The organism is Polynucleobacter sp. VK25 (assembly GCF_018687355.1).
Lineage (GTDB): Bacteria > Pseudomonadota > Gammaproteobacteria > Burkholderiales > Burkholderiaceae > Polynucleobacter.
The window spans coordinates 279,104-291,192 of record NZ_CP061288.1; the positions used below are offsets into that span (position 1 = coordinate 279,104).

The window sequence follows — 12,089 nt, forward strand, 5'->3', positions numbered from 1 at the left end:
CTTTTTAAGCTGCGACAGTAATTTCTATATGGCAGCCTAGAGCATTTGCTGCAGATTCAATTTGATCGAATTTTGAAGAGTGTTTTAGGTCAAACAGGCGATCAATCTGCGGCATATGCCATCCAAGGCGTCGTGCTAATTCAGTTTTCTTAATACCCTGATCCATCATGGCTTGGTAGATCCCAAGCTTGGCCGACTCTAGGGCTGAAGGGCTGATTAATTTTTGACCGCGTTTTGCCCTGCTTGGTTTTGGCAATGGTTTACGGGAATCAACGTAAAAAGATAGGCCAGTTTCCAATGCTTCAATAGCCTTATCCAATGCCTCAGATTCATTTTTGCCAAAAGTAATTGCTTCGGGAACATCGGGGAAGGTTACCAGGATGTTACGACCGTCTTTGGACAGGATTGCCGGGTATCTAAACATATATTCCATTATTTCAAGCCTAATTGACGTTTAATTGCGGCTTCCAAACCCTTACCAAGTTCAGTTGTTCCATGCATTGGTAAAGAGGATTGCCTGCCATTTAAAAACACTTTCAAATGCGATCCCTTGCCCGGAAGAAAAGTGGCGCCTTGTTGTTCAAGCCATCTTTTCATTTGTTTTGAATTCATGCAAATCTTAACATATATGTTGTGTTTTGTAATGATGCGGGCTAAATGAGGGCTGCACCAGAACATTGGGTGCAACGTATTATCTTTGAATGGATTGACCCTCTTTGGGGTGTGGACCCCAATCACCTCAACAAGAATGAGGTGATGCTATGTACTACAGAATATTTGGCTCGATTTGAAGAGTAACGCCAAATTTGTCATGCACCTTGTCTCGAATGCATTTAGCTAGGCCCAGGATATCTTGGGCTGTGCCACCGCCATGATTCACTAAAACTAGTGCTTGGTTTTCATAAACACCAACAGCGCCCATGCGTTGACCTTTAAAGCCGCAATGATCAATTAGCCAACCTGCAGCAAGCTTTCGTTTGCCTGGCGTATCAGGATAAGAAACAAGATCACTGTAGGTTCTCAGTAAGGTCTCGTACTGCTCATTGGGAATGATCGGGTTCTGAAAGAAGCTGCCCGCATTACCAATCACCTTAGGGTCTGGTAATTTGTGAGTCCGAATTTTGCAAACGGCTAGAAAGATCTCTTCCGGGCTAGGGCTAGCGTTATCTGGAAACTGCTTGGCAAGATCTGCGTAATGAATGCGGGCCTGCCATGACTTCGGCATTTTAAAAACGACCTTTGTCACAATAAAGCGTCCGGCATGTTGCTTAAAGTAGCTATCGCGATAAGCAAAGCGGCAGGCATCTTGTTGGAGAGTGACAAAGGCTTGGTCTTTGACGTCAAAGGCTTCGATGTGATCAATATATTCACCAATCTCAACACCATAAGCCCCGATATTCTGAATCGGCGCTGCACCCACTGTTCCCGGAATGAGAGCCAGGTTCTCAAAGCCAGGTAAATCATTTTCTAGAGTCCAAGAAACGAGGTCATGCCAAATAACTCCGCCCCCAACCGATAAATAGATGGCCTCATCATCGGCTTTGATAATTTCTTGGCCCAGGATATTCATGAGCAGGGTGGCGCCAGCTAAAGTGCTTGGCAAAATGACATTGCTGCCACCACCTAAAATCCGCCAAGATAACTTTTGCTTTGCAATATCAGACATCACAGCCGGAATTTGCTCGGCTGAGCTAATGTCATAGGCGAACTCTGCTACAGCGTCTAAGCCAAAGGTATTGCGCTCCTTGAGCCCTAAGTTTGGGATCAATTTTGCTGGGGTGGACGCATTTTGAGGGCGAGTCATGCCACAATCTTATTCGTAAACGAATCTGGAGCGGTTATTTTGGCTTTGTAGCAAAAAAGCTGCCCCAATCCTCCAGAAATTCGCAAAAATGGATACCAGATTAATTAAGGAGTAGAAATGCCTTCATTTGACGTAGTGTGTGAGCCGGACATGATTGAGCTCAAAAATGCCATCGAGCAATCCAATAAAGAAATTACCAATCGTTTTGACTTTAAGGGCTCTGATAGCCGAGTTGAGCAAAAAGACGAAGCCTTGATTTTGTTTGGTGATGATGACTTTAAGTTGGGTCAAGTGCGTGATGTATTAATCAGCAAAATGGCCAAACGCAATGTGGATGTGCGTTATCTCAAAGATGACAAAACGGAAACCATTGGCAGCGATAAGCGCAAGCAGACGATGAAGATCCAAAAAGGGATCACATCAGAATTGGCTAAAAAAGTAGTGCGCATTATTAAAGACAGCAAGATCAAAGTGCAAGCCAGTATTCAGGGTGATGCAGTACGTATCACTGGTGGCAAGCGTGATGACTTGCAAGAGACTATGGCTTTATTGAAAAAAGAAGTGACCGAAGCGCCATTGGGCTTTAATAATTTCCGTGACTAATTGGCTGATCGTCACAGCAATAACCATTTGCTTTTTAGGATCATGTATATTATGATAATATACATAAATGATTGATTTTCATCGAATAGTTGGGTTTCAGTGGGACGCTGGGAATGCCATCAAGAGTCAAGTGAAGCATGGCGTCACCCAGGCAGAGGCTGAGGAAATCTTTTTTAATCAGCCCCTGTTGGTATCGGTAGATGACAAGCATAGCGATAAGGAAAATCGTTACCTTGCCCTAGGCATTACTTCTCCCGGCACTCTTCTTTCGGTGGTGTTTACCTTGCGGAAAAATGCAACGCTAGTTCGTGTAGTTTCTGCAAGGCCTATGAGTAAAAGAGAAAGGGCGTTTTATGAAAAAGCCTAGCAAACCAATCCCTGCTTTTAAGACTGAAAAAGAGGAGCGTGCTTTTTGGGAAAAGAATGACGCATCCGACTATTTTGACCTGTCAAAAGCGGTACGAGTCACTATGCCCAACCTCAAGCCAAGCACTGCCTCTATCTCTCTTCGACTCTCGCAGAGTTTTTTAGAGAACATCAAATTGCAAGCTAACAAGCTCGATGTTCCATATCAGTCCCTAATGAAAATCTGGCTTGCTGAAAAGCTGGAAGAGGTAACCAAGTAATTTTGGCGTCTTTACCCGCCTATTAAGAAAAAATAATGCCAGCTGATAAAAATGGTATCTCTCAAGTGAGCCAAGAGGCCATTGAGCGCTTCTGCGATGCTTGCTGGTTAGAGGATGGCCTAGCGCAAAACAGCTTGGCCGCATACCGCAGAGACTTACTGTTATTGGCCCAGTGGCTTTATAAAGACTCTGGCCGTGATCTCTATGGTGTTACTGAAAAAGATCTGACTGCCTACATTGCTTATCGCAGAGCCGATAAAGCAACGACTGCTAATCGCCGCCTCACTGTTTTTAAACGTTTCTATCGTCATGCGATGCGCATGAATTTAGTCAAGAGTGATCCTTGCATGGGATTGCGTGCGGCAAAGCAAGCTCTTCGTTTTCCGAAGACATTGAGTGAAGATCAAGTTACTGCATTACTAAATGCGCCAGATATTGAAACGTCTTTAGGTTTGCGTGATCGCACGATGTTGGAGTTGATGTATGCCAGTGGCTTACGCGTTTCAGAAATCGTTTCTTTAAAAACGGTTGCACTCGGTTTGAATGAAGGTGTTGTAAGAGTCGTCAACGGTAAAGGCGGTAAAGAGCGTTTAGTGCCCTTTGGTGGTGAGGCAGGACAGTGGCTCAGAAAGTATTTAGCCGAAGCGCGCACACCCTTGCTCGAAGGAAAATCATCAGATGCCGTATTTGTAGGGCGTCATACTGGTACCGGCTTAACAAGACAGGCATTTTGGGCTTTGATTAAACGCTATGCCACTGTAGCCAATATCCCTGTAGCGCTTTCACCCCACACCTTGCGCCATGCCTTTGCCACTCACTTGCTAAACCATGGAGCTGATTTGAGGGTAGTACAGCTACTTTTGGGGCATGCGGATATCTCCACCACCCAGATTTATACCCACGTAGCCCGCGAAAGACTTAAATCCATCCATCAGCAGCACCATCCACGGGGTTCTTAAGAGTTCTCCCCTGAAATACCAGAATAAAGCCAGAAAGCTGGGGCTTTATGCAGTTCATAAGTGTTTAAGATAGCGGTATGGAATTTACATTCGATTTATTACTGATCCCGATTGCCTATTTAATAGGCTCAATTTCTTTTGCGGTTGTGGTGAGTAAGTGCATGCGCCTACCCGATCCCCATTCTTATGGTTCTGGTAATCCAGGCGCGACCAATGTATTGCGTACCGGTAATAAGTTGGCCGCCGTACTTACCTTGATTGGTGATGCACTGAAGGGTTACTTTGCGGTGATGCTCGCACGTCACATTTTGGGTGATGAGTCCCTCACTTCAACATTAAATTCTTGGCTTCTCTGTGGTGTGGTGTTGGCAGTGTTTCTTGGGCACCTCTTTCCAATATTCCATGGATTTAAAGGTGGCAAAGGTGTTGCTACTGCCTGCGGCATATTGTTTGGCATTAATTGGATCTTAGGCTTAGCCACACTAAGCACTTGGATCATTGTTGCCATGTTCATGCGTTATTCATCATTGGCTGCATTGGCTGCCGCCATCTTTGGCCCCATCTATTTTGTTTTCTTATTTGGCTTTCAGCCTATGGGCATCGCATTGCTGGTAGTTTGCTGCTTATTAATTTGGCGTCATCGCAGCAATATCCAAAACTTAATCAACGGCAATGAAAGTCGTATTGGTTCTAAAAAGAGCCCCAAATAATTAAAGCAATAAATTTCATTTACTCATTAAGACATCCTCAAACATTCAAAGGCCCTCACTATGACTATTGCTTACGCTTGTATTCTCTTTATGGGCCTTCTGCCTTATGTAGCAGCGGGTATTGCTAAAAAAGGTTTCCAAGGTTATGACAATGCCATGCCAAGACAGTGGCTTGCTAAACAAACAGGCTTTAGAGCAAGAGCCAATGCAGCGCAGGCTAATTTATTTGAATCTTTACCGCTATTCTTTGCTGCAGTGATCATCGCTTCAGTAGCAAATGCACCCCAAGACAGAATTGATCTGCTTGCAATGGGGTTTGTACTTGCACGTATTACTTACCTCGTTTGCTATGTAGCCAACTGGCCAACCACCCGATCAATTGTTTGGTCCTTTGGGATCATCTGTGTGGTGAGTTTGTTTTTCCAGATCTGAATATCCGCACTCTTGATTATTCACACCGCTTAATTCATAAAAACCACAACTCTAAATAATTCGAGACAGAATACTTCTTATGCCCATTAAAAAGCCCGCGGTAGCCAAAAAACTACCAGCCAAAAAGTCAGCATCTAAAAAAGATGATGCTGGTTTGCCATTGTCAGTAGTGATTCGCCGTCGTATCGAGGCCCAAAAAGCCCGCTTTCATGCAAATGACAATATTGCTGCTTTTATTAAGCCAGGCGAGATTGAGGGTTTAGTAGATGAAGTTGCAGAGAAGATGCAGGCTGTATTGGAAAGCCTTGTGATTGATACTCAAAACGATCACAACACTAAAAATACCAGCCGTCGTGTGGCGAAGATGTTTGTGCAAGAAGTCTTTAATGGCCGCTATGTAGAGCAGCCAGCATTGACGAAGTTCCCGAACGTCAGTCGCTTAAATGAATTAATGATTATTGGCCCAATTACGGTCCGCAGTGCTTGCTCCCACCATTTATGCCCGATCATGGGGCGCATTTGGATTGGCGTGCTGCCAAGCAAAGAGTCTGCCCTCATTGGTCTATCTAAATACTCGCGCCTGACCGAGTGGGTGATGGGTCGACCACAGATTCAGGAAGAGGCTGTAGTAGAGCTAGCCGACATGCTGGAGAAAAAGATCAAACCAATCGGTGTTGCCGTAGTGATGGATGCGGACCACTTCTGTATGCAGTGGCGCGGCGTTAAAGACCGTGACTCCAAAATGATCAATAGCGTGATGCGCGGTGCCTTCTTAAAAGACTCTAACTTACGACGTGAGTTCTTGGCTTTGATAGACCGTAAATAAGTTCATGAGGCGTCTCTCCCAAATAATGACTCTTTTGCTGGCAATGGGTGTGGGCGCGTGTGTCAGCATTCCTTCTGAGAACGTAGACCCTGTCAAAAATAACCAGGCAACCTACAAGAAGGATCTAAGGGAGTGCGGGGAGGATTACCCAGAAACAGGCTCTGGTGCCCACTTGCGTCAATGGGTGGGTTGTATGAAGCTTAAGGGCTGGAAATAGCCTAATTTAGCCGTTTCCTGCTCAATGTATCAGCCTCTTTAGCGTTGTAAATGAACCACATTGAAGGTGATTACTTCTATTTTTCATATATAGTGCAATCAGTCTTTCAAAGACACTCAATTATAAAAAGGGGTTTATACATGTCTAAAAAATTATTAGTTGCATCTTTGTTGTCAGTAGCTGCTACTGGCGCATTTGCACAAACTAACGCATTCGAAGGTTTCTCTGCTGGCGTTAAAGTTAGCTCAGTTGGTGCTTCTACTGCACTCTCAGCATCTGGTTTTTCTGCTAACGTAGGGCAACAATCTATCGTTCCTACTCTTGAAGTTGGCTACGCTTATGGTTTGAGCAAAGAAATTTCTTTAGGTTTGACAGCGACTTACGACTTAGCTGAAACTAAAGCTGGTACTGTAGACAACTTGAACTTCAAGAATACAGATCATTACAGTATTAACTTTAAGCCTGGATATGTTTTCAACAACAACACTATGGTTTATGCCATTTTGGGCTACAACAGCATGACTGGTAAAGCTAGCATTAACGGTATGTCAGCTAACCAAACATTTAATGGTTTTGGCGCTGGCCTTGGTATCCAAGCTTTGGTTACCAAAAATATCTACGTTCAAGCTGAAGCACAACAAATCACCTACTCTGGCGTAACTAAGTCAGGATTGACATACACTCCTAGCGCTACTGTTGGTACAGTTGGCGTAGGTTACAAGTTCTAATTTAGACTTACTAAATTAGTTGCTTATTAAAGCCACTCTTCGGAGTGGCTTTTTCTTTTCCAAAGCCAATATTCTTGGCTAGGTTTGGTGCATAAACGCGCTGCTGGATATCTGAGAACAATTCTCATCTATATTTCTATATAAATCATCAGCTTACGTGGTAGCTAGCATCATCAAATCTTCTCCACTATGATCTCCCTTAGCTTTTAATGGTGCGCAGTATTTGTTTATGCGCTTGCGTTTTACTTACTGATTTATTTTTGGAGAATCCATGAAAAATAGTCGTCGCCAATTTATGATTTTGTCTGCTGCTGGTGCCTGTACATTGGCCTTGAACGGTAAAGTTCAAGCTCAAGCAATGGTTGCAGAAACTGATCCACAAGCTGCTGCATTGGGTTACAAAGCTGACGCTTCTAAAGTGGATAAAGCGAAATACGCTAAATACGCTGCTGGTCAACAGTGCGATAACTGTGCCTTGTATCAAGGTAAAGCGGGTTCAGCTGCTGGTGGTTGTTCTTTGTTTGCTGGCAAGCAAGTTGCTGGTAAAGGCTGGTGCTCTGCTTACGCCAAGAAAGCTTAAGTTAGCAATCTAGTTTTAGTCGATTTGTTTCGGCAATAAATCAGGGCTACTTCGGTGGCCCTTTTTTATTGCTTCAAAGGTAGCTACCTTAAAAATCAAAACACACTTATTAGTCCAGCCTTATGATGAGGTAATGAAATTACATTACCAATTCAAGCTTGAGAGCATTTATAAAAACACATGAAGCAATCTTTTGTAATTCTCGTAAAAAAGTATTCTTTTTACTTTGGTGGTGATCAGCCTGCGGTAGCTTGGGCAGAGCGTCTGCGCTCTGTATTTGGGGCTTTTATTGGGCTTGCGTTAGTGCTGACTGTCGCAAAGTATCTGGGTGAGCTCAGCGGCTTAGATGAATGGCTTATGGCTTCCTTGGGGGCAAGTGCTTTATTGGTCTTTGCTCTGCCGCAAAGCCCCATGGCTCAGCCATGGGCTGTCGTAGCTGGTAACACCCTATCGGCGCTGGTTGGAATTACCGTATTGCATCTAGTCAGCGAGCCTCTTTTGGCCATGCCTTTAGCGGCCAGCCTAGCAATCATGGGAATGTTTATCTTGCGCTGTTTGCATCCACCAGCAGCTGCAGTTGCGTTAATTGTGGTGCTGGGTCATGTAACGCATTACCGCTATGCTTTCTTTCCGGTAATGGTCGATTCAATCTTGCTTGTCTTGGCGGGTGGCATTTACAGCAATTTGACTGGTAAAGCCTATCCCAATAGACCTAAATAAAGCGGCTTAGGAAAAAGCCAAGTTATTTAGGCCTGTATCGCGATCTATATCAGAGTCTGTAGTTCCCCTACTCTGAAGTCAGTCAGATTATTTAACCTTGGTAGCAGCTATCGAGGCGATGCAATCTTTAATGCCGTAGTTGTGATACTTGCCTGCATTTTCTTTTTTGAGTGATTGGGCGCACTCTACTACTGAATTACGAACATTAATTTTTGGTGTGTTGCTCATGTTGTCTCCTAAATGTTGTTGAATTAATTATTGAGTTGATTATTAAGTTGTGGATAAGTGTCACGAAGCTTTTGATAGCTTTCTTGTAATAGTGCATTATAAAAATCTTTGTGCCAAACTTCAAAGCCATGCATGCCCATGGGTAATACCCCTGTTTGCTCCATCCAATGGCTAGGCTCCATCTCTAGCGAGAATCGTGCTGCCACCAAGGGTGGGCAAGCATGAAAGTCGGGGTCTAGAGAGCCCCAATAGCCAAAAAAAGCATCTTCCATAAAGAAGGTTTTGCTAATGTGGCTGGCTTTGCGTTTGAGTAAATTGAGGGTGCTATCAATTTTGCGTAAGGAGAGTCCGCCATTGCCTACATGAAACCGTTTACCATTGATCTGAATGGGCCAGCGGTTAAATAAGAAGCGATATTGTGGAAAGCCTTTGATCCAAGGGGCGCCATAGTAGTCGTAACCCTCGTTACAAAACTCGAGCACTTGATTGCTGAGTAAAAAAGCATCCAATTGGTATATCAGGAGATAGTCGTAATGAATCAATGGGGTGTAGAAAGCCGGACTAATGACGAGATTGTTATAGCTTTGTACGCTGACAAAATGCTCTGGGGCATAACGCTGCACTTGCAGCTCTGGCCACAAATCCAAATAGGCAGCGAGGTCTAAACCCTCTGGGCAAACTAAGGTGACATTTTGAACCCCCAAAATGCGCAATTGCAGCAGCGAAAAAGCCTCTGTTTGGGAGGGCTTGGCTTTATAAACCGGCACGGTCGTGACGTAGCACAGGGAGGAAGGGGTGGGCATGGCTAAATGGGGTTCTTGGGCAGGTGTTCTGTAGAGCTAATTTGGCTGTGAAATTGGGGTAGCCCTATATGCTTTGGGCCTTACAATGGCAGTTATTTCGTCAAAATACATAATCTGTGACTGATATTACGCTAGCCTCTAAATCATCTCAAATAATCCCTGTGATTTTGTGCGGTGGCTCGGGCACCCGTCTTTGGCCATTATCCAGAAGTGGCTTCCCAAAGCAGTTTTTAGTCCTCTCTGGCGACGGCTCTAATCAAAGCCTCTTTCAGCAGGCAATTGGCCGTATTCATGCGGTGGCTGGTAAAGAGGTTGCTTTAGGCAAAACAGTCATTGTTACCAATGAGGAGCATCGTTTTCTGGCACTCGATCAGTTGCGCGAGCTCAAAGGCGAACACCAGAATCTAGAAGCAACCTTATTGCTTGAGCCGATCGGAAGAAATACAGCTCCTGCATTAACTTTGGCAGCTTTGTATGCGCAAGACCAGACCGTTGGCATAAACGGTGATCCTATCTTGGTGGTAACGCCAGCAGATCAAACGGTGACTAATCCGGCTGCATTTACAAAAGCATTGGCTAAAAGTATTGATATTGCTCAAACAGGTGCAATTGCTATTTTAGGAATTACGCCAACTGCACCAGAAACTGGTTACGGCTATATCAAGACAAAGCATGAAGCAAATCAAGAAACTAAGCATCAGCAAGATGATGCTTTTGTTGTGGAGCGCTTTGTAGAGAAGCCGAATGAAGCAACTGCTAAACAGTATTTGCAAGAGGGTGGTTACTACTGGAACGGCGGCATGTTCGTGCTTAAAGCCAGCATTTGGTTGGCTGCCTTAAAAGAGTTTCGTCCTGATATTTTTGGGGCTACAGAAACTGCCTGGGTAGGCAAGGCTGAAGATCATTCAGGCGATGCGACTTTCATCCGCCCCGATAAAGAGATATTCAAGACTATTCCGAGTGAGTCGATTGATTACGCAGTTATCGAGAAATGCCCAGGCAACGCTAAGTTCCCCATCAAGATGGTTGAGCTTGATGCCGGCTGGAATGACCTTGGTGCCTGGGATGCAGTATGGCAAGTAGGCAAACAAGATCAACAGGGTAATGTCACGAGTGGCGATACTTTATTGACAAACTCCAAGAACTCATTGATTCATGCAAGTAGCAGATTAGTGAGCGCAGTAGGGGTAGAGAATCTTATCATCGTAGAAACTGCTGATGCGGTGTTGGTGGCCGATAGAAAAAATAGCCAAGACGTTAAAAATATTGTTGGTCAACTTGAAGCGCAAAAGCGTGAAGAGAAGAATCTGCATCGCAAAGTATCTCGTCCATGGGGTTGGTATGACAGCGTCGATGAAGGCGAACGTTTTAAAGTTAAGCGTATTCAGGTAAAGCCGGGCGCCAGTCTTTCCTTGCAAATGCATCATCACCGCGCAGAACATTGGATTGTTGTTAAAGGTACTGCCGAGATTACAAATGGCGATAAAGTCATTCATCTTGCTGAAAATCAGAGTACTTATATTCCGCAGGGCCAGACCCATCGCCTCGCAAATCCAGGCAAAACACCCTTAGAAATTATCGAAGTGCAATCAGGTAGCTATCTTGGCGAAGACGACATTGTGCGTTTTGAAGATTCCTACGGCAGAAATTAAAAAATCAGTTTAAATATCACAACGAGTTTATGAAATGACCCAAAAAATGACCAAGCAAAAAGTTGCGCTAATCACCGGCATTACCGGCCAAGATGGCTCCTACCTGGCCGAATTCCTTTTGGAAAAGGGCTACATTGTTCATGGCATTAAGCGTCGTGCCTCGTCCTTTAATACTGAGCGTATTGATCATATCTATCAAGATCCGCACATCAATCATCCTGATTTAATTCTTCACTATGGTGATTTGACCGATACCAGCAACTTAGTGCGTATTATTCAAGAGTGCCAGCCTGATGAGATTTATAACTTGGGCGCGCAGTCACACGTGGCAGTTTCTTTTGAGTCTCCAGAGTACACGGCTGATGTTGATGCGATGGGTCCACTACGTATGTTGGAAGCGATTCGTATTTTGGGTTTGGAAAAGAAGACCCGTTTTTACCAAGCCTCCACTTCAGAGCTCTATGGCTTAGTGCAGGAAATTCCACAAAAAGAAACTACACCTTTCTACCCAAGAAGCCCGTATGCAGTAGCAAAGATGTACGCCTACTGGATTACTGTGAACTACCGTGAGGCTTATGGAATCTATGCTTGTAACGGTATTTTGTTTAACCATGAATCTAAGCGTCGTGGCGAAACCTTTGTCACTCGTAAAGTGACCCGTGGTCTTGCCAATATTGCACAAGGCCTTGAGAAGTGCCTATACATGGGTAATATCGATGCCTTGCGTGACTGGGGTCATGCTAAAGACTACGTCCGCATGCAATGGCTCATGCTTCAACAAGATAAGCCAGAAGACTTTGTGATTGCGACGGGTGTGCAGTTCACTGTCCGTGAATTTATTATCCGTAGTGCTAAGCAACTAGGCATAACCTTGAAATTTGAAGGTAGTGCCGAAAATGAAAAAGCGATTGTTGCTAGCATCGAGGGCGACAAAGCTCCAGCACTCAAGGTAGGTGATGTAGTTGTACAGATCGATCCACGCTACTACCGTCCAACCGAAGTAGAAACCTTATTGGGTGATCCTACAAAAGCCAAAGAGAAATTAGGTTGGGTTCCAGAAATCACTCTTGATCAAATGATCGTAGAGATGGTGGCGAATGACTTAGACCAAGCCAAGCAGCATGCACTCTTGAGTAAGCATGGATTTTCAGTGTCGGTTGGTAAAGAGAATTAAAAAAGAACAAAAATAAAAAATACAAGA

Annotated in this window: 18 protein-coding genes; 13 read left to right on the forward strand and 5 right to left on the reverse strand. The window is 44.3% G+C overall.

The features are described from left to right. Positions 1 to 4: 4 nt before the first annotated feature. The 3 genes from AOC21_RS01525 to murB all read right to left on the reverse strand — a co-directional run bounded on the left by AOC21_RS01525 (position 5) and on the right by murB (position 1,804). Positions 5 to 424, reverse strand: a complete 420-nt coding sequence (locus tag AOC21_RS01525) for a type II toxin-antitoxin system HicB family antitoxin (protein WP_251371534.1) — start codon at positions 422 to 424, stop codon at positions 5 to 7. Between the two features lie 8 nt (positions 425 to 432). After that, positions 433 to 612, reverse strand: a complete 180-nt coding sequence (locus tag AOC21_RS01530; protein WP_215392069.1) for a type II toxin-antitoxin system HicA family toxin — start codon at positions 610 to 612, stop codon at positions 433 to 435. Between the two features lie 154 nt (positions 613 to 766). After that, positions 767 to 1,804 carry a UDP-N-acetylmuramate dehydrogenase gene (gene murB, locus AOC21_RS01535; RefSeq protein WP_215392070.1) on the reverse strand — a complete coding sequence of 346 codons (1,038 nt, stop codon included), beginning with the start codon at positions 1,802 to 1,804 and terminating at the stop codon, positions 767 to 769. 117 nt (positions 1,805 to 1,921) lie between these two features. Between murB and AOC21_RS01540 the strand changes: the two genes are divergently transcribed. From AOC21_RS01540 to AOC21_RS01590, 11 genes are all read left to right on the forward strand, one after another. Beyond that, positions 1,922 to 2,407 carry a YajQ family cyclic di-GMP-binding protein gene (locus AOC21_RS01540; protein WP_215392071.1) on the forward strand — a complete coding sequence of 162 codons (486 nt, stop codon included), beginning with the start codon at positions 1,922 to 1,924 and terminating at the stop codon, positions 2,405 to 2,407. A 67-nt stretch (positions 2,408 to 2,474) separates the two neighbouring features. Next, positions 2,475 to 2,774 (forward strand): BrnT family toxin, encoded by a 300-nt coding sequence (locus AOC21_RS01545; RefSeq protein WP_215392072.1) that lies wholly within the window; start codon positions 2,475 to 2,477, stop codon positions 2,772 to 2,774. Continuing rightward, positions 2,761 to 3,033 carry a BrnA antitoxin family protein gene (locus tag AOC21_RS01550; RefSeq protein ID WP_215392073.1) on the forward strand — a complete coding sequence of 91 codons (273 nt, stop codon included), beginning with the start codon at positions 2,761 to 2,763 and terminating at the stop codon, positions 3,031 to 3,033. The genes AOC21_RS01545 and AOC21_RS01550 overlap by 14 nt, the downstream gene beginning before the upstream one ends. Positions 3,034 to 3,068: 35 nt before the next feature. Beyond that, entirely contained in the window at positions 3,069 to 3,992 is a 924-nt protein-coding gene (gene xerD / locus AOC21_RS01555; RefSeq protein WP_215392074.1) for a site-specific tyrosine recombinase XerD, read from the forward strand. Between the two features lie 77 nt (positions 3,993 to 4,069). Next, positions 4,070 to 4,702 carry a glycerol-3-phosphate 1-O-acyltransferase PlsY gene (gene plsY / locus AOC21_RS01560; protein ID WP_215392075.1) on the forward strand — a complete coding sequence of 211 codons (633 nt, stop codon included), beginning with the start codon at positions 4,070 to 4,072 and terminating at the stop codon, positions 4,700 to 4,702. A 60-nt stretch (positions 4,703 to 4,762) separates the two neighbouring features. Next, positions 4,763 to 5,134 carry an MAPEG family protein gene (locus AOC21_RS01565; RefSeq protein WP_215392076.1) on the forward strand — a complete coding sequence of 124 codons (372 nt, stop codon included), beginning with the start codon at positions 4,763 to 4,765 and terminating at the stop codon, positions 5,132 to 5,134. A gap of 79 nt (positions 5,135 to 5,213) precedes the next feature. Next, positions 5,214 to 5,960 carry a GTP cyclohydrolase I gene (gene folE, locus AOC21_RS01570; protein WP_215392077.1) on the forward strand — a complete coding sequence of 249 codons (747 nt, stop codon included), beginning with the start codon at positions 5,214 to 5,216 and terminating at the stop codon, positions 5,958 to 5,960. A 25-nt stretch (positions 5,961 to 5,985) separates the two neighbouring features. Continuing rightward, a complete protein-coding gene (locus tag AOC21_RS01575) occupies positions 5,986 to 6,177 on the forward strand; it encodes a hypothetical protein (RefSeq protein WP_251371535.1) in 192 nt (63 codons plus the stop codon). Between the two features lie 140 nt (positions 6,178 to 6,317). Next, a complete protein-coding gene (locus AOC21_RS01580) occupies positions 6,318 to 6,905 on the forward strand; it encodes an outer membrane protein (protein WP_215392079.1) in 588 nt (195 codons plus the stop codon). A 271-nt stretch (positions 6,906 to 7,176) separates the two neighbouring features. Then, positions 7,177 to 7,485: a high-potential iron-sulfur protein gene (locus AOC21_RS01585; RefSeq protein WP_215392080.1), complete on the forward strand. Its 309-nt coding sequence runs from the start codon at positions 7,177 to 7,179 to the stop codon at positions 7,483 to 7,485. Positions 7,486 to 7,665: 180 nt separating this feature from the next. Further along, complete coding sequence (locus tag AOC21_RS01590) at positions 7,666 to 8,205, forward strand: HPP family protein (protein WP_215392081.1); 540 nt, start codon at positions 7,666 to 7,668, stop codon at positions 8,203 to 8,205. 87 nt (positions 8,206 to 8,292) lie between these two features. Here the strand turns inward: AOC21_RS01590 and AOC21_RS01595 are convergent, their stop codons facing one another. Both AOC21_RS01595 and AOC21_RS01600 read right to left on the reverse strand, forming a co-directional pair. Then, complete coding sequence (locus AOC21_RS01595) at positions 8,293 to 8,433, reverse strand: hypothetical protein (RefSeq protein ID WP_215392082.1); 141 nt, start codon at positions 8,431 to 8,433, stop codon at positions 8,293 to 8,295. Positions 8,434 to 8,456: 23 nt separating this feature from the next. Then, the gene (locus AOC21_RS01600) at positions 8,457 to 9,236 is read right to left on the reverse strand and encodes a DUF5672 family protein (protein WP_215392083.1); all 780 of its coding nucleotides are present in this window, start codon (positions 9,234 to 9,236) and stop codon (positions 8,457 to 8,459) included. A gap of 116 nt (positions 9,237 to 9,352) precedes the next feature. Here AOC21_RS01600 and AOC21_RS01605 point away from each other — a divergent pair, with 116 nt between their 5' ends. Both AOC21_RS01605 and gmd read left to right on the forward strand, forming a co-directional pair. Next, the gene (locus tag AOC21_RS01605; RefSeq protein WP_251371536.1) at positions 9,353 to 10,888 is read left to right on the forward strand and encodes a mannose-1-phosphate guanylyltransferase/mannose-6-phosphate isomerase; all 1,536 of its coding nucleotides are present in this window, start codon (positions 9,353 to 9,355) and stop codon (positions 10,886 to 10,888) included. A gap of 46 nt (positions 10,889 to 10,934) precedes the next feature. Then, the gene (gene gmd / locus AOC21_RS01610; RefSeq protein WP_251371537.1) at positions 10,935 to 12,062 is read left to right on the forward strand and encodes a GDP-mannose 4,6-dehydratase; all 1,128 of its coding nucleotides are present in this window, start codon (positions 10,935 to 10,937) and stop codon (positions 12,060 to 12,062) included. The last annotated feature ends 27 nt before the right edge of the window (positions 12,063 to 12,089 follow it).

Excerpts from the sequence above, each read along its gene's own strand:
- AOC21_RS01525 (WP_251371534.1), bottom strand. The coding sequence starts at position 424 with ATGTTTAGATACCCGGCAATCCTGTCCAAAGACGGTCGTAACATCCTG.
- AOC21_RS01530 (WP_215392069.1), bottom strand. The coding sequence starts at position 612 with ATGAATTCAAAACAAATGAAAAGATGGCTTGAACAACAAGGCGCCACT.
- murB (WP_215392070.1), bottom strand. The coding sequence starts at position 1,804 with ATGACTCGCCCTCAAAATGCGTCCACCCCAGCAAAATTGATCCCAAAC.
- AOC21_RS01540 (WP_215392071.1), top strand. The coding sequence starts at position 1,922 with ATGCCTTCATTTGACGTAGTGTGTGAGCCGGACATGATTGAGCTCAAA.
- AOC21_RS01545 (WP_215392072.1), top strand. The coding sequence starts at position 2,475 with ATGATTGATTTTCATCGAATAGTTGGGTTTCAGTGGGACGCTGGGAAT.
- AOC21_RS01550 (WP_215392073.1), top strand. The coding sequence starts at position 2,761 with ATGAAAAAGCCTAGCAAACCAATCCCTGCTTTTAAGACTGAAAAAGAG.
- xerD (WP_215392074.1), top strand. The coding sequence starts at position 3,069 with ATGCCAGCTGATAAAAATGGTATCTCTCAAGTGAGCCAAGAGGCCATT.
- plsY (WP_215392075.1), top strand. The coding sequence starts at position 4,070 with ATGGAATTTACATTCGATTTATTACTGATCCCGATTGCCTATTTAATA.
- AOC21_RS01565 (WP_215392076.1), top strand. The coding sequence starts at position 4,763 with ATGACTATTGCTTACGCTTGTATTCTCTTTATGGGCCTTCTGCCTTAT.
- folE (WP_215392077.1), top strand. The coding sequence starts at position 5,214 with ATGCCCATTAAAAAGCCCGCGGTAGCCAAAAAACTACCAGCCAAAAAG.
- AOC21_RS01575 (WP_251371535.1), top strand. The coding sequence starts at position 5,986 with ATGACTCTTTTGCTGGCAATGGGTGTGGGCGCGTGTGTCAGCATTCCT.
- AOC21_RS01580 (WP_215392079.1), top strand. The coding sequence starts at position 6,318 with ATGTCTAAAAAATTATTAGTTGCATCTTTGTTGTCAGTAGCTGCTACT.
- AOC21_RS01585 (WP_215392080.1), top strand. The coding sequence starts at position 7,177 with ATGAAAAATAGTCGTCGCCAATTTATGATTTTGTCTGCTGCTGGTGCC.
- AOC21_RS01590 (WP_215392081.1), top strand. The coding sequence starts at position 7,666 with ATGAAGCAATCTTTTGTAATTCTCGTAAAAAAGTATTCTTTTTACTTT.
- AOC21_RS01595 (WP_215392082.1), bottom strand. The coding sequence starts at position 8,433 with ATGAGCAACACACCAAAAATTAATGTTCGTAATTCAGTAGTAGAGTGC.
- AOC21_RS01600 (WP_215392083.1), bottom strand. The coding sequence starts at position 9,236 with ATGCCCACCCCTTCCTCCCTGTGCTACGTCACGACCGTGCCGGTTTAT.
- gmd (WP_251371537.1), top strand. The coding sequence starts at position 10,935 with ATGACCAAGCAAAAAGTTGCGCTAATCACCGGCATTACCGGCCAAGAT.